The sequence below is a fragment of the Siphonobacter sp. SORGH_AS_0500 genome, assembly GCF_031453245.1.
GTDB lineage: Bacteria > Bacteroidota > Bacteroidia > Cytophagales > Spirosomataceae > Siphonobacter.
This window is the reverse complement of sequence record NZ_JAVIYT010000001.1, coordinates 3147375-3174144: the sequence shown is the minus strand read 5'-3', so window position 1 is coordinate 3174144 and position 26770 is coordinate 3147375. Positions and strand designations below refer to the sequence as shown.

The window sequence follows — 26770 nt, the reverse complement described above, 5'->3', positions numbered from 1 at the left end:
ATTACCTAACGGTTATAAACGCACAATTTCGGCTCCAATGGCATTGAGGCGGGTGTCAATGTTTTGGTACCCACGGTCAATCTGCTCGATGTTATCAATGATGGAAACGCCGTTGGCCGACATGGCAGCAATGAGCAAGGAAACGCCCGCACGAATGTCAGGAGAAGTCATGCGAATGCCGCGTAACTGCAACTGGCGATTCAGCCCGACTACCGTGGCCCGGTGCGGATCGCAAAGGATGATTTGGGCACCCATTTCGATGAGTTTATCAACGAAGAACAGGCGGCTTTCGAACATCTTCTGATGAATCAGTACCGTTCCTTTAGCCTGAATGGCCGTTACTAGCACGATACTCAGCAAGTCAGGCGTAAAGCCGGGCCAGGGAGCATCTGCTACAGTTAGCATTGAGCCGTCAATGAAAGTTTCCAACTCGTAATGATCCTGTGCGGGAACGAAAATGTCATCACCCCGGAATTCCAGTTTAATACCTAATTTCTGGAAAACGCTTGGGATAACACCCAGATCAGGAATGGAGCAGTTTTTGATGGTGATCTCAGACTGCGTCATGGCGGCTAAGCCAATGAATGAACCGATTTCGATCATGTCAGGTAACATGGTATGATCGGTCCCTTTCAGTTCGCTGACGCCATCAATTGTAAGTAAGTTAGAGCCGATACCGCTGATGCTGGCACCCATTCGAACCAGCATTTTGCAAAGTTGCTGGAGGTAAGGTTCGCAGGCGGCGTTGTAAATGGTGGTTGTTCCTTCCGCTAAAACTGCGGCCATTAATACGTTAGCCGTTCCGGTTACGGACGCTTCATCAAGAAGCATATAGGTGCCTTTCAGATTGGAAGCATCTACTTTATAGAAACCACCATCTTGAGGATCAAAGTCAAAACGGGCCCCGAGGCGTTCAAAACCCAGGAAGTGAGTGTCCAGACGACGGCGACCAATTTTGTCACCACCGGGGCGGGGAATCCGGCCTTTTTTGAAGCGGGCTAACAGGGGGCCCAGCGTCATTACTGACCCACGTAAAGAGGCTGCTTTATGCTTGTAGGCTTCCGTTTCGAGGTAACCCATGTTAATGTCATCCGCCTGAAAACGAACGGAAGATTCACTCAGCCAGGTTACTTTTACACCCATTTCCCCTAATAAATCAATCAGGGCAATGACATCACGGATGCCGGGGATATTATGAATCGTAACGGGTTCTTTCGTTAAAAGTACCGCACAGATAATTTGAAGTGCTTCGTTTTTAGCACCTTGAGGGACAATTTCGCCCTTCAGTTTTCTTCCTCCTGTTACTTTGAATGAAGCCATCTTTACAGTGAATAATGTATAGAAAAACGAGATCAGGCGGAAAGCCACGTACGGCTCTTGCTGAGTCCTTAAAACCTATAAATTATTTTTTTCGGTTGTTACGATTGAAATGATTATTCGGATTATTCCGATTGTTATTATTGTTGTTGTTCCGACGCTGGAAATTATTCGGTTGGCCCCCACGTTCGCTCCGGTCGCTGCGATCATTTCGGTCATTGTTCCGATAGTTATTATTCGGACGGCTATGCGTGTGCGAATGGTGATGACCACTGCTGCCACCTGCATTGCTAGAATAACGGTCCCGGGGAGCAATGTCTAAATACCCTTCATTACGGATACGGTCAATTTCCGTATTCAGGCCGCCTTTCGAAATAATTTTCAGGTGCTCTAAAACGGTCGAATCATCGGCGTTATCCTTATTCCAGGCGGTGTAAAAGCTCTTCATCATCTTGGCAATGTAACTGGCGAAAGCCCATCGCTCGTACTCGTTAGTTAATGAAATCGCTTTTTCCACCATAACTTCCAGATTTCGACCGTAGTGACGAAACTGTAGATGATGGGTATTGTAAGGAACAGGATTAGGTTTTTTCCCAATGGCCTCTGGCGATGGAGGAGGGAATGGGCTGTCCACATCGAGGCGGAACCGCGACATAATGTATAAATCATCCCAAAGCTTATTAGTATAATCCTGACCCTCCTTCATGGATGGGTGGATTTGTCGCATCAGCTCAATCAGTACGTAGGCCTGCTTCGTGCGTTTCTCGCGGTCTGAAATCGTAACGAGATAATCCACGAGTTTTTGGATATTACTTCCGTATTCTTTCAATCGAATGTATTTGTTTTCAGTGGACGAGATTGTGGATTGTTGGTCACATAAGGATAAGCCCTGACAAAGCGTCCGGCGTAACCGGGAGAAGATATAAACCCATCATACTCGTGAAGTTTTGCAAATGTATAAAGAAGCCCCTAAGTTCCAAACGGTAAGAGCTTCCAGAAATAGAAAATTATTGATAAAATCCGTAAAATAATGGATTAAAATCGACTAGACTGGTCTCATCGCTAGAAGACTAAAATGTAATACCAGCCATTTGCTTATTATTCACTTAGAAACCTCCAGCTGTATAAAGTTTAACGACTTTTGTACGGATAATCATATGCTTCCTGTAGGTCTTAAACGTTTCATCGTTTGCGATCCAAGCAATCTGGAAATGCCTAGCGTTTAGTGACAAGGTTAGTAAGCATGATGCTTATCCGTGATCCTAAATAAGGTTTCCTACCTGCCGTTATTTTCCAAAGACCTTCTAGCAGTCGCTCGGCTCTGTCCGAGATTAGCAAGCCTTTTTTTGTTGAGGAAAGAAAAGATGTTGGCTGACCAGTTACTGGTTCGCATCCTACTGGCCAAAGGCGAGCGACTGCAAGAAAATGCTAGTAAGGAATCTCCCTCCATAGGTAACCTAACTCCTCGAACTGTCATCTCGAACGAAGGAAGAGACCTTATGTAGGAATGGGGCAGTGTTAAGGTTAGTATAAATTACCTCGCAATTGCTTTGCTACAGCCGAGCAACTGCGGGATTAACTTCCAGTCAGAAAGTGTTGCTAAATCCTAAATAGGGTCCTTCGCTTCGCTCTGGATGACAGTAGAAAAGACAACCTCAACTACTTCAGCCCAACCGATGCCAGCTTTTTCGCTGGCATCATTCGTCTAACGCTTCATATCCACCTCCGCACGCAGTCGCTCGGCTAGAAAGTGTTACTCAATCCTAAGTAAGGTCCTTCACTTCACTCTGGATGATAGCAGGGAGCTTTTTCGCTGTTATCCCTCGTTAGGGAATTTCTTCGCAGTCGCTCGGTTCTGGCCGAGTGACGCTATGATTTGGCAGGCCTCTGGCCGGTGTTAGCAAGCCTGTTTTGGTTGGGGAAAAATTGTTGGCTGATCTCCTACTGGTTCGCCCTCTACCGGCCAGAGGCCTAGAGCTAGGTAGTCACTCGGCTAGAGCCGAGCGACTGCGGGAGTTAATCTAAATCCTTCAACTGTGATCTCGAATGCAGGGAGAGACCTTACTTAGGATTGCGGGTAGCTTGATGGTAACCAAGTCAATAAGTCCGAAAAGATAATGACGTCCTTCGCTTCACTCTAGATGATAATATGGAGTATAAGCTCTTCCTGCAACGGACCTCTTGAACCAAGAGAAGCAAACTCACCTTACAATCACAAAAAAACTGCTAGTTAACCACCTGACAACCAAATAATCAGATGATCCTCTTTTAAAGCCACTTATCCAGTTTCACCGAGGCAGTTCTAAATAGGTTAGTATTATTGTAATATCATTTTAATATCAACTACTATGAGAGACAAAATCGTTCATCCTCCTTCAGGTTATTTAATGCTGGCGTTGACTTTGCTGGCTTTTCCGGTCGGGATTGGGTTATTCTTTTACTCGCCGATTGTGGCGGTTGTAGTCCTTTTGGCCGCCCTCATTGCTTCGTTTGGCTTTTTCATTGTAAACCCCAACGAAGCTAAAATTCTGGTGTTATTTGGAAATTACGCGGGTACAGTTAAAGATTCCGGTTTTAAATGGTCGAATCCGTTTTACATGAAATCAACGATTTCACTGCGGGCTCGAAATCTGGAAGGGGATAAAATCAAGGTCAACGATTCACTCGGTAACCCAATCGTGATTGGTGCGGTGGTCGTTTGGCAGGTGAATGATACCGCCCAGGCTAAATTCGAGGTAGATAATTATGTTCAGTACGTGAAACTTCAGAGTGATGCCGCCCTGCGTCACATGGCGGGTACCTACGCTTATGATCATTTTGACGATGATCAGCAGGAAATAACGCTCCGTTCGGGGGGAGATTTGATTAATGAAAAGCTTGAAAGTGAATTAAGTGAACGTCTGGCTCGGGCTGGGGTAACCATTCTTGAAGCCCGGATTACGCACTTAGCTTACGCGGAAGAAATTGCACACGCCATGTTGCAGCGTCAGCAGGCAACGGCCATGGTTGCCGCCCGAACTAAAATTGTAGAAGGAGCGGTGGGTATGGTAGACCTGGCTTTAAAACGATTGACCGAGAACGCCATAGTTGAGCTGGATGAGGAGAAAAAAGCCGCTATGGTGAGTAACCTCTTAGTGGTACTTTGTTCGGACAAAGCGGCTAACCCCGTAGTCAATACGGGCACTTTATATCATTAACAGATCGATGGACAGGAATAGATTGAAGGGAGTATAGAAACTCTTGTTAAAGGTCCAATTACAAGTTATGGCGAAAGAGAAAGAAGCAAAAAAAGCCTTTGTTTTACGAATGGCTCCTGAACAACTGGAAGCTTTGCAAAAATGGGCAGATGATGAATTCCGTAGTTTGAATGGACAAATTGAATTTCTATTACATGAAGCATTAAAAAGTAAAAATCGCCTCCCCAAAGAGCGTTCCTAAGGAGTATTAGTCATAAAAAAGGACAGATACGCTTCGTATCTGTCCTTTTTTATGACTTCTAGAATTAAACTACTAACTCTTAGTAATATTTTTGCTGTTAACGTAGTAATTAATATCTACAGTAACGGTAGAGTTGGGCTTGATTTTATTTAATTTTTGCCACTGATCCGTTGGCTTTAAAACTATTTCTTGATCGTCAATTTTGACTTTAACGGGCATGTCAAATTTAGATACACAGTTTTCCCAGCGATAAACGAGTTCATTATTTTTAAACTCATAGGTAAATACTGGGATACGAATGTCATGTAAATATTGCTCGAAAACTTTAGCAAGCTTTAAGTTTAAAGATTGACTTATGAAATTTTCAACCTGCGTTCCGGTGACTGTTTTATGGTAGAAAGTTTTATTGATACCTAATAACATCTGGTGCCAGCGTTCGTCATTATTAACAATCTGACGGATCATGTGAAGCAGGTTTCCACCTTTATAATACATATCTCCTGATCCTGAATAGTTAAGATTATGTATACCAACCACAGGCCGATCATTCTTAATCAGTTTTCGACACCCAATTACATACGCTGCTCCCGCTTCTTTTCCGAAGTAATACTCAGTAAATAAAGACTCAGAGTAGTTCGTAAAACTTTCGTGAATCCACATATCGGCCACGTCATAATTGGTAATGCTATTAGCAAACCATTCATGGCCGGATTCATGAACAATGATAAAATCCCACTTTAAACCCCAGCCAGTAGTCGATAAATCCCGGCCTAAATACCCGTTTCGGAAGCCATTGCCGTAGGTAACAGAACTCTGGTGTTCCATGCCCAGGTAGGGCACTTCTACGAGTTTATATCCGTCTTCGTAAAAAGGATAGGGACCAAACCAGTATTCAAAAGCTTTCAGCATCATCGGAACCTGTTGAAACTGTTTTTTCGCAAGCTCCAGGTGTTCCGGTAATACGTAATAATTCAACGCCAGTGGCCCTTTTAATCCTTGGTACGTTTCCGACCAATGCGTATAATTGGCAATATTTAAATTAACGCCGTAGTTGTTAATGGGATTAACTACTTTCCATTGAAAAGTCCGGGTTCCGTCGGTGTTTTCGGTAGTTTTTATTAACCGGCCATTGGATACATCCATCAACGGCTGCGGAACCGTCACGGTTATATTCATGCTGTCCGGCTCGTCGTAAGGATGGTCTTTATTCGGCCACCAGGAACTAGCTCCCAGACCCTGACAGGCCGTTGCAATGTAGGGCTGTCCGGCTTTATCCTTAGAAAAAACAAAACCCCCATCCCAGGGAGCCCGCCGGGCTACGTGGGGTTTACCTTCGTAATAAACCGTTAATGATTCCTGGTGATTGGGAACCTGCGATTTCTGAAGCTGAACAAAGTACGCATCGCCATCCTGAGTATAGGTAAGTGACCGACCATCCTGTTCGATTCGATTGATTTGCATGGGTCTTTGTAAATCAATCTGTAAGACCTGAGCGGATTTTAGGACTTTGTAGTAAACCTGATTGCTGCCCTTAAGCGTACTGTCTTTAGGATTAAAACGAACATTGAGATCATAAAAAGCCAGGTCCCACCAGGCCCTTTCGGGGGTTATGGTGCCGCGTAAAGTATCAAGCCTGGAGAATTCATACGTTTGAGCGAAGGTTGGAAAAACAATACCAATGGTAATAAAAATACTTAAATAGAATTTCATGGGTTATACATTCATTTGAGCAATGAGCTGCTGGAAAAGTGTAGTGAATTTTTGGTAAGGGAAAGTAAAACTAACTAAATATATCTAAAAATGAGTATGTGAAATACCCATTTTTAGATAACGACGAGCCGTCCTGCGACAACTAACCCTTGTTGGCTGATTTCTATACATTTAATCAGCTAACTTTCGAACTTTAATATCTTTAAAATACACAACACTTTTGGGATCATGGCCTTGTAAAGCAAAGGTTCCAGAACTAATCAGGCGTTGCTTCATGTCAGTCGGACGCTCTGCATTAGCGGGTTCGGTGTAGTCTACCACAGTTTTATCATTAATCTTGATAACCACGTGTTTGTCCTGCACGGTAATCTGTTCAGTATACCATTCATTATCTTTAACATAAACCTCTTTTACATCCTGAATATTGTAAAGGCTGCCGGTGCGTTTCCAGTCGGTATGAGAATTGTTTACCTGAACTTCATAACCCTTCGCTGGCCAGCCGTCTTCCTGATAGGCAGTATGAAAGTAAATCCCTGAATTAGAGCCTGGTGTAGTTTTAACTTTAGCCTGAAATTCAAAGTTTTTGAAAGGCTGTTCGGAGCCTTCGTAGAACAAGTGAGCCACGGGACCGGCTACCTTAATGCAGCCATCTTCAACACTGAAGGTGTCGGCGTTTTTACCGACCTTCCAGCCCTTCAAGGTCTTGCCATCAAAAAGAGAAATCCACTGGTCTTTGGGAGGAATAAAACTCAAGGAGCAAGTGGTAAGAGCAATGAGTAATGCTACGTGTTTTTTCATCTTTCAATAAAAATGTAGAGGTTAATAAAAATTAGAAGAAGTAATGACAAAGTAAATTTTAAACATAAATGATAAGAATGCTAATAGTTATTAGCAATAAAGAGTGATTTTGAATGTAAGATCGCTCCTAAATACCCTCATTCAAATTAACTTACGTTAAAAAGGTAGGTTAGGGAGTTGTTTGCTATGAAAAAAAATAATCATGATTATTGAGCATCATTTTAGGATAATGAAGCATTGTTTTTTGATACTTGAAACAAGTTTAGAAATGCTATATTAAAAATAAAATAGGCTGGCATACATTATTTATAAGTTTACGGATAAAAAAATAGATATACTGTATGGATTCTTTTGCAGCAACTGCCAGTGGAGTCGTTGGAGCTACTACGCTGACACTCTTGCATGAAACGGCTCGTAAAACCGTTGATGATGCTCCCCGAATTGATTTGTTAGGCAAACGGGCTATTTCTAAATTACTACCCGATTACCTGTCACCTTCAGAAGACACGCTACACAAAGCTTCTCTGGTAGGCGATATCATGTCGAATGCCGCTTATTATGGATTGGTAAGCATGGATAAGCCCAAAAACGGCCTTAGAAATGGGGCTATTTTAGGACTGGCTGCCGGTATTGGAGCTGTACTGTTGCCGGGACCGCTAGGCTTGGGAGAGGCTCCGAGCAATCGTACTACAGCTACTAAGCTGATGACTATTGGCTGGTACCTGGCGGGTGGGTTAGCAGCAGGGCTGACTTTCAAATTGCTAAAACGTTAGGTAATTATAGATACCATTTTTCATAGACTTCCTGCTTAACTATAGTCGTATAGTTTTCGAATTGTTCGGAAGTTAATAACTGAGGCGAAGACATGATCCGTAAGGGAAAGGTCTCGCCTCTTTTTTGATAGGGAGGCTGGTAATAGGAGTAGTCATTGAGGCATAAACCCAGCCGTTCGTAAAACCTGATTCTGGATTCATTAATAGCATCCGTAGGAGGTTGCACTTCAAGTAATAGGGGTTGATCCGTCAGCAGTTGCTGCATGATGGTCGTTCCCGTTCCTTTGCCCCGGGCGTTGGCATGGACGGCCAGGTATTCCAGAAAATGGAACGTTTTGAAGTCCCAGCAGACGGCCATTCCTAAAAACTCATGGTTTTCTTCCCAAACCAGTAATTGCATTTGTTCGTCTGCCAACGTTCTTTTTAAAGTTTCCAGGTCGCGTCTTTCGCCTGTGTGGAAAGCGGATTGTAACAAATTCCAAACCTCAGGGAAGTAGGGGTGATGTTCGTTCTGAATACGTATGAACATAAAACGCCAATGTGATGAAGTGAAGAGCAATCATTGTCATAAAGACTGAATTGGATTGCCAAACCAATAAGTTAGAATATTTATAGATTGTGGAATGTTTCTTGTACTTTTTTTATTTAACTCAAAGGATTTGATGAACTTTGTTTACCTAGTGTCTGCAAGCATAGGGTTGCTTGTTTAGTGGCCACTCGTAGACGATCAGAACTTTACCTAGCAGTCAGATGAATAATGGAATGTCATTTTTTCTAGCCCGCTTAGCGGTCGGCACTAGTTTGTTAGGGCATGGACTGGTTCGGATGCCGAAATTAAGTGGCTTTAGTGCCTGGATGGTAGACAAATTCAAAGATTCTTTGTTGCCTGAATCCCTGGTCACGCCATTTAGTTATGCTTTGCCGATTGCCGAGTTAATGGTAGGCGTTCTGATTGTGCTGGGTTTGTTTACTCGATTGGCCTTGACTGCGGGAAGCTGGATTATGATTAGTCTCATTTTTGGTTCGTCAATGGTAGAAGACTGGGGAGCCATTCCGTCACAGCTCATTCATGTTGCTTTTCTGACTGTATTACTTGTATTTGAACATTCCCATAATTCGTATTCACTGGATAAAATGACCCGGAAATAGCTGACCAAGCATGTCACCAGGCATTTATGATCCAGCACTTTTGAGCAAACAGCGTTTTTCCCTTTGAAAATTATATGAAAAAGAGTCTTATTTCCTTAACTGTGGGCGGCTTCGGCATTGGTATGACGGAGTTTGTCATGATGGGTATTTTGCCGGATATTGCCAGAGATCTGCAAATCACCATTCCCGAAGCAGGGCACCTGATTTCGGCTTATGCTCTGGGGGTAGTTTTAGGAGCACCTCTGCTGGTTGGTATCGCTGGCAATTACCCTCCGAAGAAAATTCTGCTGGGCCTAATGGCCTTGTTTACCTTCTGTAATGCTCTGTCTTCTTTTGCTCCGAACTACCAACTCATGATGTTAACCCGATTGCTGTCGGGCTTACCTCACGGGGCATTCTTTGGTGTGGGTGCGGTAGTGGCCAGCCGTTTGGCAACGCCGGGTAAAGAAGCTCAGGCAATTTCGGTCATGTTTGCGGGTTTAACCATTGCCAATATCATTGGTGTTCCACTGGGAACGTATATCGGGCATAACATGAGCTGGCGAATTACTTTCCTGATCATTTCAGGGGTTGGCTTGCTAACGATGTTTAGTATCCAGCAGTTATTACCCAATTTACCTACGGTGGGGGATTCTAATATTATCAAAGATCTGAAGATTTTTACCCGCGTAGAACCTTGGCTGATTCTAGGAATTACCGCCATTGGAACGGGTGGACTGTTTGCCTGGTTTAGTTACATTGCTCCTTTACTAACCGAAGTAGGAGGATTTAGAAGCGACCAGATTACCTGGATTTTGGTGCTGGCAGGTGTGGGTATGGCCGTTGGAAATGCCATCGCGGGCTTCACGGCTGATCGACTCTCTCCCATCAAAGCCACGGCTTTATTCCTCTTATTAATGGCGGTTTCGTTGACGGTTGTATCATTCATCGCTCCTTTCAAAATACCGCTTCTGGTAATGACTTTCGTAACCGGAGCCATTTCCTTCACGCTTGGAGCACCCATTCAGATCCTGATGATTCGGGCTGCCAATGGTTCAGAAATGCTGGCGTCTTCTGTAAGTCAGGCTGGTTTTAATATGGGCAACGCCCTCGGAGCTTACCTGGGCGGCTTACCGATTGCCGCAGGTTTGGGTTATACTTCGCCCCAGTGGGTAGGAGCCATGCTGGCGTTAACCGGTTTTCTGATGTCTGTGGTGGTCTACTATCGTCAGAAAAATGCGGTTAGAGAACGGGTATTAGCTTAATAATTGCTACTCAAAGGGGCCGTGCAAATCATTTGCACGGCCCCTTTTTCATTAATCGAAGTTTTCGACTACCTGGCGTTTCAGGTAGGTGCTGTAATCGGTCAACTGTGATTCGTAGTCCTGATGCATGAAGGGCGAGCTGAGCAGAAAGTCGGCAGTGGCCCGATTACAGGCCATCGGAATATTCCAAACTACTGCCAGTCGTAATAGAGCTTTCACGTCCGGATCGTGCGGCTGAGATTCCATCGGATCCCAAAAGAAAATGATGGCATCAATCTTCGATTCGGCAATCATGGCTCCAATTTGCTGATCGCCGCCAAGTGGCCCTGAGAGTAGTTTAGTAACTGGGAGTTTCAACGCTTCTTCCAGCAATCGGCCCGTTGTGCCGGTAGCAAATAACTGGTGCTTACTCAAGAATTCCTGATTCGCCAAAGCCCATTCCAGAATCTCGGCTTTTTTATGATCGTGAGCCACGAGGGCGATGCGTTTATGAGCGTTTAAGTGTCTGCTTGCCATAAGGGTAATTTATGAATTGGTTTCAGAAGGCCATGTAAAAGGTTGAAAATCAAATTTGCTTTTTAATTCCTGCAATTGCGAGTACTGATACGCTACGGCATTAGCACCCACTGAATCAGCCCGAAGATGGTCTCTTTCCTGACAAATTTCAAGAGGTGTATCAAACAATCGGTATTGAATATGGAAAGAAGGGAAATTTCGCAGCATTAAGGTAATGTATTCTTCAAAATACGTCTTTTTCAGATGCGTGTTATCCATCATTACGTTCCAGCCTAACCGTAAGGCATCAATCAATAGTTTGGTATGCATTCGATCAACCAGATTTTCAATTCGGCTCTGATCTTCCTTAGGCCAGTGCCAGTAGGTGCCAAGTGAAACGGGCAACAGACTCCGCCTTAATTCATCCCGACTGATTCGCAACCAGTTCGGCTGATTCAGACAAAATTCTTTCGCCCAGGTTGATTTTCCGCTTCCACTAACGCCAATCAAAACGACCATTTGTTTCATAATTGGCAAGGTCTAAAAATTCCGTGAAAGTAAACCCATCAGCTTCGCGAGTGTTTAAAATTTATAATCGCTGGGCCTTGATGTGAGTTATGGCCTGGGCAATCTTTACCGATTGAGAATCGAGAGACCATACATACCTTCAGAGTCCCTGGGTGAAATTCGGGGAAGCAACATGCTTCGCTCGGAATGAAAGGGGAGGATTACCAGTAAGGATCAGTCATTAGGTAACGCACCACGCTATTCATAGAAAAGTCCGCAAATCAGGACATTTGCGGACTTTTCAGGAGTTAGTTAACCACGATTATTTAGCAAAAGCATCGGCTAGTTTGTTTAATTCCGCATCCGTAGCTCCGCCGGAAGTAATCACGACCCGATACCGGAAAACAACAGACTGTCCCTTCTTCAATTGATAGTTAAGCTCTTTTTTACCTTCTGTAAAAACCTTCTCACCTAATGGATTCAGGGCAAACAATCCGTAATCGCGGGCGTGCCAGAAAGTAGGATAGTTCACATTTTTAGGATGATCAATCATCGCAATGGAAACCGTTTCCTTCCCAATTTTTCCCGTCAGATTCATCCATCGACCCCGCGTACTCCACACTTTAGCACCTTCAATGCCCTCACTGGAACGATAGTTACCCGTTACGCCCGTATTGTCCAGTTTAGGAACTGCCGTTTCTACGCCATTGGCATCCGTATATTTTTCTGCTTTCGTAGAAGGTAACTCCAACTGACGGGCTACGCGAATGGCAAACATGCCATCTTTAACATCCTTAAAATGAGCATCTTCGGTTGCTTTAAGAACGGTCATCCGATCAATGATGCGTTGCTTGTCTGTAGCGGTAAAGAAATAGGTGGTACGCTCTTCCAGTACTTTCCGACCTTTACCGTTGTCTTCCAGCCAATCGGCAGTAACGGTTAACTCGGCTCGTTTTCCGTCCTTTTTAGCCTTGATTCCCGTGTGCCGAATGGTACCGTATTTGGCTTTGGGATTAGGTGGTGTGTTGGAGTTATTCCAGTAGTCATATCCATTTACATCTTCATAATTAAACCAGATGCCTACGTGGTGAGGATGGTCTACTCGTTCGCCAGGACGTGGATCAATAGGCCAGCCGCGAGTAATAAGGTTACCCTGAGGTGAATAAACGGGATAAAGCACGGCTTTTTTCAGTACCTGCTCTCCCGGATAGAAGTAACTGGTGAAGGGCTTTCCGTCCACGAGAACATTCACCTTTTTAGCTTTTTCGTCAGATTTCAGCTCAATCATTTTTTGCCCCATTACCTGAACACTGAGGAAAAAGGCTGAGCTACATAATAGAAGTTTAGAGAGAGAAGTCATAGAGTAGTAGTGTTAAATCCATGCGAAACTACCAATGATATGACCCTTAACCATGATGCTAACCCCACAAAGCATTCATTATTTATTACTGAGAGAAAATTAAGGACAAGCGAAATGGAAGATTACAGGAGAATAGAAATCTCTAATTTAAATGTAGATACAGTTAATTTGAAAACTATTCTAATTTAATAAAAACTTATATAATAAGTGTAAATATAATAGCTTTACAGGCTATTAAAATCCGGTAATAAAAAAGAATGATAGTGTATCTAAATTTGCATGGATAATGTTTTCATAAGTTGTTCATCCTGAATAGAATAAAATTTTAAAATTGTACATATTATCTTTTGGTAATATATGTACAAATGTAAATTATAATTTAAGTATTTGATAGTCAATAGTTTCTGTATAAGGAAGAGTGGGATGAATAAATTTATTTACTGGATTATTTTAAGAAATAATTATCAAAATAAATTTTAAAAAATAGCTTTTTAGCGTGTTTACTCACTAAAATAAGTCATTGACTACCCTTCAAGTTTAGTTTACCTACATTTATAAAATTCAGGTACCTAAATACGCTATATTTGTAGTACTTATAAGAAACCGAATTACCCGCCATAAGGAATTGCATCTTTTCTTAAACTTATTCAGAGCTCTGTTAAGAGATGCATTGCAAGAACTTAAATCCGGTTTGGATTAACCTATGAATACTCAAGAGGAAGAGAGGCTTTTTACAAGAGGGCAAACGACTAAGGAGTCTTCTCTTTCTCGAGAGTAGTTTTGTATCGCTACTACTGTTCTGTCCGTGCAACTGTTCAAAAGCACCAGAAACACCATATAGGGAACGCTAGTCTCCTGACGAATACAACCCACCACGCCTAAATCATTACTACGAACATGGCTACTACGAAGTGTTGCCCTTTTTGCAAAGCTTCAGAGATAGAACGCCGCCGCCGTCCTGCAGCGATTCGTACCTTTCTCTTTTTTATTCCTTTGAAGTGGTTTATCTGTCTAAGATGTAGAAGATTTTTTGCTAAACTTTAAAAAACAACATTTAATACGGAGAATACATAAATAAACGGAGCATTATTGCTCCGTTTATTATTTTTATAGGGTCATATAAATGGTATTGGTTAATTCTAATTAAAATTAATATCAAGTGATAATAATTTAATTGTTAGTAATTAGGTAATACAAGATAAGTTAATCAATCGGTGTTGAAATCAGGTAAACGTTAATCCAATGCAGGAAAATCGTGTGCGAGTATTAATCATTGAAGATGAAGCCGTTTTGGCAATGGATTTATGTGATACCCTCGAAACCGAAGGTTATTATGTAGTTGGAATTGCAAACAATGGAAAAAGAGCTTTAGAAATCTACCAGCAAAACCAGGTTGACCTGGTGCTTTGTGATATTAATATTAAAGGGGAATGGGATGGGATCGAAACCATAAATCAGTTGCAGAACATTAAAAATGTTCCAGTTATTTATATTACTGCATTGGCCGACAAGGAAACCAAAGACCGGGCTAAACTTACCTATCCAGCTGCCTATTTATTCAAGCCTATTAATAATGCTAATCTGAATATTTCTATTGAATTGGCTATTCAGAACTTTTTAGCCCGGGATGCTTCTGGTTATACGAAAGATCAGAATAAGATTACGGATAAAGATGTTCAATCTAAAGAAGTCATATTGAAAATTGAACAATCTATCTTCATCAAACATAATTATCAGTTCGTGCGAATTGATATGCAGGATATCATTTACCTGGAAGCTGATAATACGTATACAACGATTGTAACCAGCGATAAAAAATATTCGATTCGTTTAACCCTGAATTTGACATTACTGCGACTTGGGGTCGAAAAATTAATGCGGGTACATCGCTCGTATGCGGTTAATGTTCGTAAGATAAAGAGTTTCAGTGAAAAAGAAATTGTCGCTGATCAGTACACCATTCCCATGGGACGGCAGTATAAAGATGAGTTCATGCGTATTTTCCAGATTAATTGATGGGTTTTGTATTCTCCAATATTGAATCGAATGAGAAGTATTTTATTAACCCTTATCCTAAATCTGGGATTGTTTTTACCTACACAGGCTCAAACCTCTAAAATTCAGCCTTTTAATGCCTACCTAGAAAGTATTGAAAATTTACCGGAAAAGGCAAAGTTTGATTCGATCTCCAGATATGAAGCAAACATGTCGAACCATGCCCGATACATTGATTCAAAACAGGCTATTGATGAGTTATTGAAAATCGCTACGCATCTAAAGGATACCATCCTCCTGGGGAGAACCTATTTCTCGTATGGGCTTCTGGCAAGGGATAAAAGTAACCTGCCAGAAGCTCTATTGCATTACGAAAAAGCATTACATTTTTTCACTGTCACGAAAGAAGTAAAGCGTCAAGCCAAAATACTGGACTTCATTGGGTTCTCGTATATTTCGCTAAATGATTTTGCCTCGGCAGAGCCTTATTTTAAAAAGGGGATGGTACTAGCTAATTCCATACAGGATAAAGACCTGATTATCCAGTTTAATATGGAATTGGCTACAATGGAGGATATGCGTAAAAATTATGCAAAAGCTCTTACATACAATAGCAAAGCCATGAAATACGCTGGTAACCAGAAAGAAGAATATTTAATGATCTGGTTTAACCGGGGCATTATTTATAAAAATGCCGGTATGTATAAAGAGTCTGAAGCTATGTATAAAGAATGCTTGGCCATAGCCAATCGAAAAAATGACAATTACATAAAAGGATATATTTACATGAATTACCCTAATACGTTGATTGCCTTGAATCGATTAGACGAAGCTGAGAAGTATGCTAAAATGGCTCTTCAATGGTGCGAAATTCAGCCTGAAAAATACCGATATGAACAGGAAATATACGGTACCTTAACGAAAATATCGGAACGAAAAGAGGATTTTAAAAGTGCATTTCAGTACCAGAAAAAATGGATTGCCTCCAACGATACGGTCAATAGAACGGACAAAAATAAGCAACTAGCAGAGGCAGAAACCCGCTTCAAAACGCAGGAAAAAGAACAGGAAATTATTCGTTTGGACGAAGAAAATACCTCTAAAAGCAGACAATTCTGGTGGCTATTTTGCGGGGCAGGTGCCTTACTAATTATGTTCACTGTAGCCTTGTGGCAATACAGACGTATTCGACAGGTGAATAAGGAGTTGGAGTCGACAAATGCTCTAATATGGAGTCGCAATAAACAGATAAGTGAACAGTCTGATCAGTTGAAAAATCTGATGAAAGAACTGCATCACCGGGTTAAAAATAACCTGGCCATTATTTCCAGTTTATTACGATTGCAATCCACCCGACTGGAAGACGAGGGAGCCGTAAAAGCTGTAAAAGAAGGCCAGCAACGGGTAGAAGCCATGTCTCTGATTCACCAGAAACTTTACGAAAGTGAGAATATAACGAAGGTGAATATGAAAGAATATATTAGTGATCTGGCCCAAGGATTGTTATACGCTTACGGCTATAAAATTGAAGATTTCGATTTACGAGTGGATATTGCTGAAATAGAGCTTGACGTAGAAGTAGCCGTTCCTTTAGGATTAATACTCAACGAGATTATTACTAATTCATTTAAACATGCGTTCGCACATATTGATAACCCCCAATTGAGTATCATCCTAAATGAAAATAAACCTTTTCATTTGGAAATTAAAGATAATGGTCCCGGAATAGATATGAATAAATGGCAACAGCCAACGGGCTCTTTTGGAAAACGTTTGATCGTTATACTAAGTGAACAAATTGGGGCAATTCTGAAGGTTAATAATGAAAATGGAACACGATTTGATTTAGTGATGACTGTATAAAGGATATGAATAAAAAAAGGCTGCACAGGCAGCCTTTTTTTATTCGTCTTCCAGCTTACTGCCGGCGGTTTCCTTAATGAAAATCATCCCTACAATGAAAGAAATGGACGTTAATAAAATAGGGTAATAAAGACCGGCAAATTTTGAGCCTGTTAAACTCCCCAACCACGTAGCTACGAATGGTGAGCAACCACCAAATATTCCATTAGCAACATTGTAAGGGATGGAAAGTGACGTATATCGAATTTTTGTAGGAAATAATTCCACTAAAAAAGCAGCAATGGGGCCATAGGCCATCGTTGCAAATAAGACCTGAATAAAGACTAATAATCCAACGATAAAAAGAGTAGTTGTAGGAAGTATGATTTCAGTTTTTATTTCTGTTTTCCCGTTAGGAAGCTTAACATACGTTTGCGTTAATTTTTTGCCATCCGTGTAAGTAGAAACCTGAGCTTCGGGAGTGATTTTAGTTTCCAGGATAGTGCCGCTATTGACTGCGTGATCTAATCCTTTGTAGAGTGGATATAAAAACAAACTAGCTCCCAATAAACCCGCCATCATTACCTTTTTACGGCCAATTCGATCGGATAAGGTTCCGAAAATAACGAAGAATGGCGTGGCACAGGTAACGGCAACAGCCATTACTGTTTGGGCCGAACTATATTCAACATTCAGAATTTTAGTGATGAAAATCTGGGCGTAAAACTGGCTGGTGTGCCAGATGGCTCCCTGACCAATAATGGCTCCAAACATTGCAATTAACATAAGCCGAACATTGGCTTTACTCTTAAAAGCATCCCGTAAAGGAGTTTTGGTAATGTTACCTTCTTTCTTAAGCTTGGTGAACGCGGGGGATTCATCCATATTTCTGCGAATGAAATAGGAGAGGACAACCAGAAAACCAGACAAAGCAAAGGGTAATCGCCAGCCCCATTCGTTAAATACTGATTTTCCTAACGTAAACTGACAGCCGAGAATAACGATAATGGAGATGAAAAAGCCAATGGAAGCCGTCGTTTGGATATAACTGGTAAACTTACCTCTCTGATTATCAGGAGAATGTTCAGCCACATAAGTAGCCGCACCACCATATTCGCCCCCAAGAGCCAACCCCTGCAAAACCCGCAGTACTAAAAGAATAATTGGGGCCAAAATGCCAATAGAAGCGTACTGTGGGATAAATGCGATGGCGAATGTACTGCCGCCCATCAGCATAAGTGTAACCAGAAAAGTATATTTTCGCCCGATCATATCACCTAACCTGCCAAAGACAATGGCCCCGAAAGGACGAGCCACAAATCCGGCTCCGTGGGTGGCGAGGGTACTTAAGAACGCTGCGGCAGGGTTTTCTGGGGGGAAAAACTTGGTAGAAATAATGGCTGCCAGGCTGCCAAAAATGTAGAAATCATACCATTCAATTACGGTTCCGGCGGAAGATGCGAATATTACTTCCCAAAGACGTTTTTTTGAAGTAATCAGGGGAGACGTTTTACTTTGCATGTGTAGAGGTTTGACTGCTTGCCCGATGGAGCATTTGGTCGAAAAATAAGGTTATTTTGTTAATTTATTCTAGTATTGGAAGAAACTTTTCCGTACGCTTACCTGTCAAATATGTCCTTGATTTCAATCCTGACCCAGCCCGAAGTCCGTTCGTTTATTGCTCAACATCAGGATGAAGACTGGCAACGGTTGCTGCTCTCCGCACACCGTTTTCCGGGGTTACCCATTAAAGAGATTGCTCTGCAAATTCAGTGTAGACAGAAAGCAAAAGGAAAACTGCCTTCCTGGCTGGCGGCTTCTGACGTACTTTTTCCCGGAATCATTCCGCTGGAACAGTGCTCTTCCGAGCGGACCGCACGCTGGAAATCTTCCCTGATGCGTGGCGATACTTATGCCGACCTGACGGGCGGAATGGGCGTAGATTTCTGGGCGGCTTCCGCTAATTTTCGAAAGGCGACGTATTGCGAGCAACAAGCTGATTTATTTGAATTGACGAAATGGAATCTTCCTCAGGTTGGGCTTACCGCAGAAGTAAACTGGGTACCGGGCAATGGCGTGGAATGGTTAAAGGAAAGTACTGAAAAACTGGACTGGCTTTACTTGGACCCCGCTCGCCGGAATCAAAGCAATCAGAAAATGGTTTACTTGTCAGACTGTGAGCCTAATGTGCTGGAAATTAGAGATCTATTACTTGAAAAGGCCAATAATGTATTGATAAAACTTTCGCCCATGCTGGATATTGACCTGGCGGTGAAACAGTTACAATGCGTGCAGAAAGTATATGTGATTGCAGTGGAAGATGAGGTGAAGGAGTTACTTTTTCAGGTTAGTAATCAACGGACCGAAACGGAAATAGTCGCAGTAAATCTTTTAAAGAACAATCAGGAACAGAAGTTTACTTTTACCAGAGCGGAAGAGCAGTCGGCAAGCCCCCCATTTTCGCAACCCTTAACCTATTTATATGAGCCTAATGCAGCCCTTTTAAAAGCCGGAGCTTTCAAAAGTATTGCCGGAGATTCCTTATACAAACTGGCGGTAAGTAGTCATTTATATACATCGGATAGTTACAAGCCTGAATTTCCCGGACGGATTTTTAAAATCAATGCGGTAACTAAGGCTGATAAAAAGGAAATTCATCGATTAATACCCTCAGGAAAAGCTCATATTACGGTGCGTAACTTTCCAATGGGAGTGGCAGATTTAAGGAAAAAACTGAGTTTAAACGATGGAGGAGAGGTGTATGTATTTGCTACTTCGGATGAAAATCAGAAGAAATTAATCCTGGTTACCGAAAAAGTAAATCCAGAAAAGTTATAGTGAGTCTTTGTACTTATAAATTTAATTTTTCGTTATTAATTAGCCCTTAAATTACTTATTCCGTTAGAGGTATCAACACATCAAATTTACCTTCAAATTAATCCTTTTATGAAAACGAAATTTTTGACTCTTGTCCTTTTGTTAATGAGTAGTGCAGGAGTGTTCGCTCAGGCAGATATTAAACCCGTTCAACAGGACGTAGCTAAAGTGAAGCGAGTAGGTTATTTAATGACTACCAGCGTTGATAGCCGAATTGTAGAACAGGCCTGGAAAAAAAAGCTGGCTCAATACGGACGGGTATTATCGGAACGGGGTGGCGTTTACAAAGTGGAATATGCAAAGGTGCCTTTTTCCGATAAAAACGTACTGATCGTGAGTCAGATCGATTCCAGATCGAAAGGCACAACGCTTTTTCTTTCGGTAGATATGGGGAGTTACGAATATGCTTCCAGCACTAACAATTACGGTCGTGAAGTAGAGGCCATTCTTCAGGATTTTCACAAAGAAGTGGATTACGAATCACAGGTAAGTGATGCAGATAAGACGCTGAAAGAAGCGACGGATAAACAGAAAGATGTGGTTCGTAAGTCAGAACGAAATCTGCGGAATTTAAAGGATAATCGAGCCGAAAAAATCAAGTTGTTCAAACGTCTGGAAGAGAACGAGAAGGAATTAGCTCAATTACAGGCAGACAGTGTCAGGCTGAGAAGCGAAGTAGAACAGGCTTCGAATTTGCTGGAAGATCAGAAGAAAAATAATGAATCGGTAAAAAGCCGCAAACCCTAATGACTACCTAAGATTTATTCAAGCAAGTTCGTCCGCGACAGTATCGCGGATGCCTGAGAAAAGCGTCTGTGACACTCCATATTACAATCGCTTTTTCACTAAGCTTGCCTGTAAACGTCCAATCCTCTGTCATCTCGAACGCAGGGAGAGACCTTCTGGAGAATGCGGAGGTATCGGGGTTAATAAAGACTTCCTAGATCAAGTCAGTTCGCCTATAAACGGCAAGTATTTTCAATAACAGAGAGGGCCCGGTTATTAGAACCGGGCCCTCTCTGTTATTGAAAAATTCAAATGTTATTTAATTACGGCATCAATCCGATGAACGACTCCATTGGTAGTAGAAACATTAGATCCTGTAGTAAGGATCTTAGCTTTAGTAGCCGTTGAATCTGCTCCGGCATACAGCGTAATAATACCCGAAGCGTCCCGGCTTACGTTAATTGGGTGATTTCTCCACAAAGTGTTTACCGTATTACTCTTAAAGTTACTGGTAAAAACGCGGTTACCAATGACATGACGGGCAACGATATTTCTTGGGTAATCGCTGCTTAACGTATCTTTAAAATTGCGGAATGCCTCGTTGGTGGGAGCCAGTAATGTATAAGTCCCTTTGGCAATGGAGTCTGTCAGGGTTCTTAACGCGGGCCTTTTCAGTAAGCTATAGAGCGTAGAAAATTCGGGCGTATATCGGATATACTGAACGATATTATGCTGAGAGGTAGAGATAAGATGATCTACTTTATGCAAAATACCATTGGAAGCCTCAAGATCACCACTGACGATTTTAGAACCTCCGTTGACGTAAAGAACGGCATCTACGCTCGAAAAATAAACGGGTCGGTTAATAGCCGTAACATGGGAAGAAGAATCCAGGTTTTCAATTTTATATTCTGATACCACAATATGAGGCAGAAGAATAGCTCTGAGTGAGTCCGAAGAAAGGGCGTTAATATCAATGCCACTGCTGGAAAAAGCCGCATTAGTGGGGGCTAGCACGGTGTATTTTCCGTGTTCCAGTGTAGTAACCAACTGGGCTTTAGTAAGGGCCGAAACGAAGGTTGATAATTCAGGATCAGCTTTGGCAATCACCATGATGTTGTCGCCGGCTTCTTCATCAATTAACTCGTCCGTGCTTTTTTTGCAACTTACGAGGGCTAATCCTGCTAGTAGGGTAATAGATAATAATCGAAGGGTTGGTACAATACTCAGATTCATTTTCATAGGTTGTACTGTCTGTTTAATCAGTCCTAAAGGTAACGCTTAGAATGGGTTGTAGGTTATGATTTTCCGAATAAGTGGTCGTTAGCAGGAGCTGTGCAAGCCGTTTAATTACCTTCCCGATAAAACACGCGGCTTACTCGTTCGCCCACGCTGGTCAGGATTTCATAGGGAATGGTCCCGATCCAGGAAGCCAAATCGCGGATGGTAGGGAAGTCGCCGAAGATAATCACTTCATCGCCTTCCGAACACTGAATATCCGTCACATCCACCATACACATATCCATACAAATGTTTCCGACGATGGGGCACAGTTGTCCCTGAATCAGTACTTTACCCGTTCCCCGGCTAAATTTACGGTCATACCCATCCGCATACCCAATGGCAATCGTCGCAATTCGGGAATCACGCGATAAAACGCCTTTACGACCATACCCGACCGTTTCGGTTTGGGGGACATTTTTGATCTGAGAAATGATGGTTTTCAGGGTTCCGACGGTTTTCAGATTAAGCTGATCGTCTTCTTTCACAGCGGTTCCGTAGAGCCCTTTCCCTAACCGAACCATATCAAAGCGAGCTTCAGGAAAACGGGCCAGACCGGGTGAATTAGCCAGGTGCCGGATGGGTTGATAGGCAATGAAAGAGGAAATCCGATCCGCCATGTACGTATACCGTGCGATTTGCGTTCGGGTGAAATCGTCAAACTGGGCTTCGTCGGCAGCCGCTAAGTGGCTGAAAATACTGGCTACTTTGATCTCTGGATGTTGCTGTAATTCAGAACCTAACCAATCCAGATGAGCTTCTTCAAATCCCAGTCGATGCATGCCCGTTTCGACTTTCAGGTGAATAGAAACAGGTTCCGTGCGGTTTTTTCGGGTACTTAAATATTCTATAAACTCATTCCAGATGCGGGGACTGAAAATCTCTGGTTCGAGGTTGTAGTCTAGAACCTGCTGAAAGTTATCGGGCGAAGTATTTAGCACCAGGATGGGTAACTGAATACCAGCCTGCCGTAAGCGAACCCCCTCGTCGGGATAGGCAACAGCCAGGTAATTGACCCGGTGAAATTGCAGCAAATTAGCTACTTCTTCAATGCCACTTCCGTAGGCAAAAGCCTTCACCATCACCATTAGCTTGGTTTGGCGACCAATTTTTTCCCGGAAATAATTCAAATTATGGGATAAGGAATCCAGGTTTACCTCCAGAACGGTACCGTGCGTTTTCAGGGAAAGTTTACGGATGATATCCTCAAAATGATAGGTTCTGGCTCCTTTGACCAGCACCACACTTTCGGTAAAATCAGTGGTGCGGAATCTGCTCAGAAAGTCTTCTGTGCTTTCAAAAAACTTGGCCGGTAAAGCAAAAACCATCTGGTTGCGTTGCAAAGCGGGTCCGATGGCAATGAGCTGATTAACGCCTTTATCTTTCAGTAATCGGGCAATTTGTTCGTACAATTCCGCTTCGGGCATGCCAGATTGCAATACGTCCGACAGAATGACAAACTTATGCGGACGTTCGTGCTGGTTTGACAGGAAGTCCAGAGCCATTTTTAGTCCCGCCCAATCATTGTTGTAGCTGTCGTCAATCAGGTAACAGTCGTTAATACCCTCCTTGAGTTCCAGACGCATGGAAACCGGACGAAGGGCGTAAATTCGACGCTGAATTTCTTCATCTGAAACGCCGAATAACCGTAGAATGGCAATGCAGTGGTTCAGGTTCTCCCACCACGCCGAACTAATGTTACTCTGGGTAGTAAAGGAATGCCAGGAATCCTTGGTTGACCAGCCAATGATTTGGCAATCAGCGGGAAGAAAGTCGGCTAATTCGGCAGTGATTTCCTCGAAATCCCGGCAATAGACAAACGTTTTTACGTGACGGAACAACTCCAGCTTTTCCCGGATCTTCTGTTTACGATCCGTAAAAGCTTCATCGTGAGCCGTACCAATGTTGGTAAAAATCCCGATCGTGGGTTGAATAACGGCCTCCAGTCGGGCCATTTCGCCGGGCTGGGAAATGCCCGCTTCAAAAATGCCCAGTGTATCATGTGAATCAAGCGGCCAAACCGAGAGGGGAACTCCTAACTGGGAATTATAACTCTTGGGACTACGACAAATAGTAAACTCGGGGCTCAGAAGCTGAGCCAGCCATTCCTTAACAATGGTTTTCCCGTTAGAACCCGTAATGCCAATAACCGGAATATCGAATTGTTTTCGGTGCTCGGCTACTAATTCCTGTAAGGCATGGATCGAATTAGCTACCCGATAAAAGGTAGCTTGAGGAAATAAATCAGTCTGAAAATCAGGCGATTCAACTACAAATTCCCGAACGCCTTTGGTATATAATTCGGCGATGAACTTATGCCCATCGTGATGCGGCCCGCGTATCGCAAAAAAAACAGATTCAGAAGGACTGGTTAACTGACGGCTGTCAGTAAGTATATAACGAGCGGAAGTATTCATGGCAATCAAAAGACGTACGAAGAAAGGGCAAAGGTAATAGAGTTTTCAGTTTTCGGTTGACAGTTTTCAGGTTTGCCCCAAAGTCTCAACCACAGAGTTGCACTGAGTTTAGCACAGAGTAACTCCGAGTTTTCTTTTGGGAAACTCTGTGGTTAAAATCTAAACCGAAAACTACTCAAATCCACTTTTTGACCCGGAACCAGGCTAGCATGGCTATGACCATGACAGCCATTAGTCCTAAGGCGAAAGGGTAGCCGTATTTCCAGTGTAACTCAGGCATGAACTCGAAATTCATTCCGTAGATACCCGCAATAAACGTTAAAGGCATGAAAATCACGGAAATGATGGTAAGCACTTTCATGATGTTGTTCAACCGGTTACTGATGGTAGAGTTATACAATTCCATGAGGCCCGTCATCTGATCTCGGTAGATTTCAATGGTTTCATTCACCTGATTAATGTGGTCGTATAAATCGCGGAGGTATAACTCGGTATTGCTGGAAATAAGTGACTTATCCGTTGAAGGGACTTCCCGGGTCAGGGCGAGCACAATTTCCCGCAATGGAGCCACCACTTTCCGCATCACGCCTAATTCGCGTTTAACCGTGTACACTTCCTGAATGTGCTTTTGCTGAGCTTTTTGAAAAAGAGCTTCTTCGAGGTTCGCCAGATTCTCTTCTACGCAGTCCAGCACCCGAAAATACTGATCGACTATCACATCGGCCAAGGCATACAGCAGGTAGTCGGGCCCGTTTTGACGGGTTTTCCCAGCTCCGGCTTTGATTCGTTGGCGAATGGTTTCGAAAATATCGCGGGTTCGTTCTTCCTGAAAGGAAATGACCCAATTCGGACCAAGTACGAAGGAAACATGTTCGGGTTCTACTTCACGAGTGACAGGATTGTATTCAATCCATTTCATCACCAGAAATAGGGTATTATCTCCATAAAAGTCGAATTTGGGTTTTTGCAGGGTATTCAGAATATCCTCCAACATCAGCGGGTGCAGGTCATAAATCCGTCCGACTTGTTCAATGAGATCGGGCTTGTGAATACCATCAATGCTGAGCCAGGTAATAAAATCGGGATTAGGTGAGGGACCGACATCAGCCATGTTTTTAACCGATACGATTTGCTGTTCAGCCTTATTGAATACCGTTCGGATGATTTGAATATGATCGTCCAGGGGAGGACCAATGTATTCGAGTGTACCGGGGGAAGTACCTAAATTTTTACGTTCAAATTTATGTTTGCGAGAGGACATAAGTGCCAATTGAAATGCTCTGGAGCGATAGAAATCGAAAGTCGGTTAACGCTTGAAGACTTAGAAAAACATGTACCATTTTTATAAAGCAGCAGGCGTTTTTGTAAGTAGAAAAACTTTGTTTACTAACGAACGTTAGGGGTTGATTTCATGTTTTATCTGGAAAGGCATAACATTTTTCTAAATCCATCTATGAAAGCATCATTGCTAAGTTTACTACTGGTTATCTCCACAGTGATGATGGGAAGCTGCCAGTCACAATCAAAGGATAAGCCTAAAAATATGGAAGTGAAAACGAAAAACCCTTATTATTCCCGGACGGATACTACGAAACTTCATGTATCGAATGCGGAGTGGAAGAAAGTTCTGGAACCTGAAGTGTATGTAGTGGCTCGTGAGGCTGCCACGGAATGGGCTTTCCGTGGAAAGTACTGGAACTTCACGGGTGTAGGTACTTATTACTGTCGGGCTTGTGGCAACGCTTTATTCAAGTCAGACGCCAAATTTGCCAGTAGCTGTGGCTGGCCCAGTTTCTTTGAAACGATACGACCTCACAGCGTTTTATACAAAGAAGATCATTCGCACGGCATGCACCGCATTGAAGTGTTATGTGGACGTTGCGATGGGCACCTGGGACACTTGTTTGATGATGGTCCGGCTCCCACTCACAAACGTTATTGCATGAACTCGGTAGTGCTTGATTTTGAACCTGACGATGCTTCGCAGCAAGCGGCTAAATAATGGTTGCCAGATTTGGTAAGTTATGAATAACAGAAGGCCTGAAAGTAAATCTTTCAGGCCTTTATGATTTAGTAACGAAGCGGAATTACTTCATGTTGTGATACACGTTCTGAACGTCATCGTCTTCTTCAAGTCGCTCAATGAGTTTTTCAACTTCCAGGGCTTCTTCTTCCGAAAGTTCTTTCGAGTCGTTCGGGATTCTTTCGAATTCTGCTCCCTGAATTTCGTAACCGTTTTCTTCCAGGTATTTCTGTAAGCCGCCGAAAGCAGTGAATTCTCCGTAGATAATAACCTGATCGGTCTCTTGATCAAGGAATAACTCTTCGGCACCAAAATCGATTAACTCTAACTCCAGTTCTTCAATATCCAAACCGGGTTTATTGGCAATTTTAAATACCGATTTACGGTCGAAGATAAAATCAAGCATGCCGGAAGTACCCATGCTACCACCCAGCTTGTTGAAGTAACTGCGTACGTTTGCCACGGTACGGTTGGTGTTATCAGTGGTGCATTCCACCAGAACTGCTACGCCGTGAGGGCCGTATCCTTCGTATACTACTTCTTTGTAATCTTCCTGATCCTTAGCTGTAGCCCGCTTGATGGCACGATCTACGTTCTCTTTAGGCATGTTCGCCGCTTTCGCATTCTGAATCATCGCCCGCAAACGCGAGTTAGCGGTTGGATCTGAGCCACCACTTTTTACTGCCAGCGTAATATCCTTTCCAATTCGGGTAAAGGTTTTGGCCATTTGGCCCCATCGTTTGAACTTACGGGCTTTTCGAAATTCAAAAGCTCTTCCCATACTAAGTAGTGAATCGTTAGTGATTTTGTCAGATTTG

At 42.8% G+C, this 26770-nt stretch carries 23 protein-coding genes; 10 read left to right on the top strand and 13 right to left on the bottom strand.

Annotation, left to right across the window (positions count from 1 at the left end; all coding sequences use genetic code 11):
- Positions 1-12: 12 nt before the first annotated feature.
- Together murA and QE357_RS13565 are read right to left on the bottom strand one after the other, a co-directional pair.
- A complete protein-coding gene (gene murA / locus QE357_RS13570) occupies positions 13-1320 on the bottom strand; it encodes a UDP-N-acetylglucosamine 1-carboxyvinyltransferase (protein ID WP_106635894.1) in 1308 nt (435 codons plus the stop codon).
- An 82-nt stretch (positions 1321-1402) separates the two neighbouring features.
- Entirely contained in the window at positions 1403-2176 is a 774-nt protein-coding gene (locus QE357_RS13565) for a DUF4290 domain-containing protein (RefSeq protein ID WP_307143557.1), read from the bottom strand.
- 1489 nt (positions 2177-3665) lie between these two features.
- Here QE357_RS13565 and QE357_RS13560 point away from each other — a divergent pair.
- Both QE357_RS13560 and QE357_RS13555 read left to right on the top strand, forming a co-directional pair.
- A complete protein-coding gene (locus tag QE357_RS13560) occupies positions 3666-4514 on the top strand; it encodes an SPFH domain-containing protein (RefSeq protein WP_106635896.1) in 849 nt (282 codons plus the stop codon).
- Positions 4515-4581: 67 nt separating this feature from the next.
- A complete protein-coding gene (locus QE357_RS13555) occupies positions 4582-4755 on the top strand; it encodes an Arc family DNA-binding protein (protein ID WP_106635897.1) in 174 nt (57 codons plus the stop codon).
- Positions 4756-4827: 72 nt separating this feature from the next.
- Here the strand turns inward: QE357_RS13555 and QE357_RS13550 are convergent, their stop codons facing one another.
- Positions 4828-6465 carry a M1 family metallopeptidase gene (locus QE357_RS13550; protein WP_309708324.1) on the bottom strand — a complete coding sequence of 546 codons (1638 nt, stop codon included), beginning with the start codon at positions 6463-6465 and terminating at the stop codon, positions 4828-4830.
- Positions 6466-6636: 171 nt separating this feature from the next.
- On the bottom strand, positions 6637-7263 hold the full coding sequence (locus tag QE357_RS13545) for a DUF1080 domain-containing protein (protein ID WP_106635899.1): 627 nt from the start codon (positions 7261-7263) through the stop codon (positions 6637-6639).
- Positions 7264-7604: 341 nt separating this feature from the next.
- Between QE357_RS13545 and QE357_RS13540 the strand changes: the two genes are divergently transcribed.
- Entirely contained in the window at positions 7605-8036 is a 432-nt protein-coding gene (locus QE357_RS13540; protein WP_309708319.1) for a hypothetical protein, read from the top strand.
- 4 nt (positions 8037-8040) lie between these two features.
- On the opposite strand, the gene QE357_RS13535 is transcribed toward QE357_RS13540, so the two are convergent.
- Positions 8041-8565 carry a GNAT family N-acetyltransferase gene (locus tag QE357_RS13535; RefSeq protein WP_309708316.1) on the bottom strand — a complete coding sequence of 175 codons (525 nt, stop codon included), beginning with the start codon at positions 8563-8565 and terminating at the stop codon, positions 8041-8043.
- 233 nt (positions 8566-8798) lie between these two features.
- On the opposite strand from QE357_RS13535, the gene QE357_RS13530 reads away from it, so the two are divergent.
- Entirely contained in the window at positions 8799-9185 is a 387-nt protein-coding gene (locus QE357_RS13530; RefSeq protein WP_307143413.1) for a DoxX family protein, read from the top strand.
- Between the two features lie 74 nt (positions 9186-9259).
- Positions 9260-10429, top strand: coding sequence for an MFS transporter (locus QE357_RS13525; RefSeq protein WP_309708313.1), 1170 nt, complete (start codon positions 9260-9262; stop codon positions 10427-10429).
- A gap of 51 nt (positions 10430-10480) precedes the next feature.
- Here the strand turns inward: QE357_RS13525 and QE357_RS13520 are convergent, their stop codons facing one another.
- From QE357_RS13520 to QE357_RS13510, 3 genes are all read right to left on the bottom strand, one after another.
- On the bottom strand, positions 10481-10945 hold the full coding sequence (locus QE357_RS13520) for a methylglyoxal synthase (protein ID WP_106635903.1): 465 nt from the start codon (positions 10943-10945) through the stop codon (positions 10481-10483).
- 9 nt (positions 10946-10954) lie between these two features.
- Positions 10955-11452, bottom strand: a complete 498-nt coding sequence (locus QE357_RS13515) for an AAA family ATPase (protein ID WP_106635904.1) — start codon at positions 11450-11452, stop codon at positions 10955-10957.
- Positions 11453-11753: 301 nt separating this feature from the next.
- The gene (locus tag QE357_RS13510) at positions 11754-12791 is read right to left on the bottom strand and encodes a PmoA family protein (RefSeq protein WP_307143410.1); all 1038 of its coding nucleotides are present in this window, start codon (positions 12789-12791) and stop codon (positions 11754-11756) included.
- Between the two features lie 1242 nt (positions 12792-14033).
- Between QE357_RS13510 and QE357_RS13505 the strand changes: the two genes are divergently transcribed.
- Together QE357_RS13505 and QE357_RS13500 are read left to right on the top strand one after the other, a co-directional pair.
- Positions 14034-14807 (top strand): response regulator, encoded by a 774-nt coding sequence (locus QE357_RS13505; protein ID WP_309708306.1) that lies wholly within the window; start codon positions 14034-14036, stop codon positions 14805-14807.
- Between the two features lie 30 nt (positions 14808-14837).
- Positions 14838-16649, top strand: coding sequence for a histidine kinase dimerization/phosphoacceptor domain -containing protein (locus QE357_RS13500; protein ID WP_309708303.1), 1812 nt, complete (start codon positions 14838-14840; stop codon positions 16647-16649).
- A gap of 39 nt (positions 16650-16688) precedes the next feature.
- Here the strand turns inward: QE357_RS13500 and QE357_RS13495 are convergent, their stop codons facing one another.
- Positions 16689-18149 (bottom strand): MFS transporter, encoded by a 1461-nt coding sequence (locus QE357_RS13495; protein WP_309708300.1) that lies wholly within the window; start codon positions 18147-18149, stop codon positions 16689-16691.
- 111 nt (positions 18150-18260) lie between these two features.
- On the opposite strand from QE357_RS13495, the gene QE357_RS13490 reads away from it, so the two are divergent.
- Both QE357_RS13490 and QE357_RS13485 read left to right on the top strand, forming a co-directional pair.
- Positions 18261-19466 carry a class I SAM-dependent methyltransferase gene (locus QE357_RS13490; protein WP_106635909.1) on the top strand — a complete coding sequence of 402 codons (1206 nt, stop codon included), beginning with the start codon at positions 18261-18263 and terminating at the stop codon, positions 19464-19466.
- 108 nt (positions 19467-19574) lie between these two features.
- The gene (locus tag QE357_RS13485; RefSeq protein WP_309708297.1) at positions 19575-20252 is read left to right on the top strand and encodes a hypothetical protein; all 678 of its coding nucleotides are present in this window, start codon (positions 19575-19577) and stop codon (positions 20250-20252) included.
- 294 nt (positions 20253-20546) lie between these two features.
- Here the strand turns inward: QE357_RS13485 and QE357_RS13480 are convergent, their stop codons facing one another.
- The 3 genes from QE357_RS13480 to corA form a co-directional block, all read right to left on the bottom strand.
- Positions 20547-21473, bottom strand: coding sequence for a fasciclin domain-containing protein (locus QE357_RS13480; protein ID WP_309708292.1), 927 nt, complete (start codon positions 21471-21473; stop codon positions 20547-20549).
- 104 nt (positions 21474-21577) lie between these two features.
- Positions 21578-23929 carry a bifunctional UDP-N-acetylmuramoyl-tripeptide:D-alanyl-D-alanine ligase/alanine racemase gene (locus QE357_RS13475; RefSeq protein ID WP_309708288.1) on the bottom strand — a complete coding sequence of 784 codons (2352 nt, stop codon included), beginning with the start codon at positions 23927-23929 and terminating at the stop codon, positions 21578-21580.
- A 175-nt stretch (positions 23930-24104) separates the two neighbouring features.
- Positions 24105-25190 (bottom strand): magnesium/cobalt transporter CorA, encoded by a 1086-nt coding sequence (corA, locus tag QE357_RS13470; protein WP_309708286.1) that lies wholly within the window; start codon positions 25188-25190, stop codon positions 24105-24107.
- 192 nt (positions 25191-25382) lie between these two features.
- Here corA and msrB point away from each other — a divergent pair, with 192 nt between their 5' ends.
- The gene (gene msrB / locus QE357_RS13465) at positions 25383-25931 is read left to right on the top strand and encodes a peptide-methionine (R)-S-oxide reductase MsrB (RefSeq protein ID WP_106635914.1); all 549 of its coding nucleotides are present in this window, start codon (positions 25383-25385) and stop codon (positions 25929-25931) included.
- A gap of 85 nt (positions 25932-26016) precedes the next feature.
- On the opposite strand, the gene QE357_RS13460 is transcribed toward msrB, so the two are convergent.
- Positions 26017-26733, bottom strand: a complete 717-nt coding sequence (locus tag QE357_RS13460) for a YebC/PmpR family DNA-binding transcriptional regulator (RefSeq protein WP_106635915.1) — start codon at positions 26731-26733, stop codon at positions 26017-26019.
- Positions 26734-26770 lie beyond the last annotated feature (37 nt).

Bases quoted from the DNA above. Each gene is read 5' to 3' on its own strand.
- murA (WP_106635894.1), bottom strand. From the start codon at position 1,320: ATGGCTTCATTCAAAGTAACAGGAGGAAGAAAACTGAAGGGCGAAATT.
- QE357_RS13560 (WP_106635896.1), top strand. From the start codon at position 3,666: ATGAGAGACAAAATCGTTCATCCTCCTTCAGGTTATTTAATGCTGGCG.
- QE357_RS13555 (WP_106635897.1), top strand. From the start codon at position 4,582: ATGGCGAAAGAGAAAGAAGCAAAAAAAGCCTTTGTTTTACGAATGGCT.
- QE357_RS13550 (WP_309708324.1), bottom strand. From the start codon at position 6,465: ATGAAATTCTATTTAAGTATTTTTATTACCATTGGTATTGTTTTTCCA.
- QE357_RS13545 (WP_106635899.1), bottom strand. From the start codon at position 7,263: ATGAAAAAACACGTAGCATTACTCATTGCTCTTACCACTTGCTCCTTG.
- QE357_RS13540 (WP_309708319.1), top strand. From the start codon at position 7,605: ATGGATTCTTTTGCAGCAACTGCCAGTGGAGTCGTTGGAGCTACTACG.
- QE357_RS13535 (WP_309708316.1), bottom strand. From the start codon at position 8,565: ATGTTCATACGTATTCAGAACGAACATCACCCCTACTTCCCTGAGGTT.
- QE357_RS13530 (WP_307143413.1), top strand. From the start codon at position 8,799: ATGTCATTTTTTCTAGCCCGCTTAGCGGTCGGCACTAGTTTGTTAGGG.
- QE357_RS13525 (WP_309708313.1), top strand. From the start codon at position 9,260: ATGAAAAAGAGTCTTATTTCCTTAACTGTGGGCGGCTTCGGCATTGGT.
- QE357_RS13520 (WP_106635903.1), bottom strand. From the start codon at position 10,945: ATGGCAAGCAGACACTTAAACGCTCATAAACGCATCGCCCTCGTGGCT.
- QE357_RS13515 (WP_106635904.1), bottom strand. From the start codon at position 11,452: ATGAAACAAATGGTCGTTTTGATTGGCGTTAGTGGAAGCGGAAAATCA.
- QE357_RS13510 (WP_307143410.1), bottom strand. From the start codon at position 12,791: ATGACTTCTCTCTCTAAACTTCTATTATGTAGCTCAGCCTTTTTCCTC.
- QE357_RS13505 (WP_309708306.1), top strand. From the start codon at position 14,034: ATGCAGGAAAATCGTGTGCGAGTATTAATCATTGAAGATGAAGCCGTT.
- QE357_RS13500 (WP_309708303.1), top strand. From the start codon at position 14,838: ATGAGAAGTATTTTATTAACCCTTATCCTAAATCTGGGATTGTTTTTA.
- QE357_RS13495 (WP_309708300.1), bottom strand. From the start codon at position 18,149: ATGCAAAGTAAAACGTCTCCCCTGATTACTTCAAAAAAACGTCTTTGG.
- QE357_RS13490 (WP_106635909.1), top strand. From the start codon at position 18,261: ATGTCCTTGATTTCAATCCTGACCCAGCCCGAAGTCCGTTCGTTTATT.
- QE357_RS13485 (WP_309708297.1), top strand. From the start codon at position 19,575: ATGAAAACGAAATTTTTGACTCTTGTCCTTTTGTTAATGAGTAGTGCA.
- QE357_RS13480 (WP_309708292.1), bottom strand. From the start codon at position 21,473: ATGAAAATGAATCTGAGTATTGTACCAACCCTTCGATTATTATCTATT.
- QE357_RS13475 (WP_309708288.1), bottom strand. From the start codon at position 23,929: ATGAATACTTCCGCTCGTTATATACTTACTGACAGCCGTCAGTTAACC.
- corA (WP_309708286.1), bottom strand. From the start codon at position 25,190: ATGTCCTCTCGCAAACATAAATTTGAACGTAAAAATTTAGGTACTTCC.
- msrB (WP_106635914.1), top strand. From the start codon at position 25,383: ATGAAAGCATCATTGCTAAGTTTACTACTGGTTATCTCCACAGTGATG.
- QE357_RS13460 (WP_106635915.1), bottom strand. From the start codon at position 26,733: ATGGGAAGAGCTTTTGAATTTCGAAAAGCCCGTAAGTTCAAACGATGG.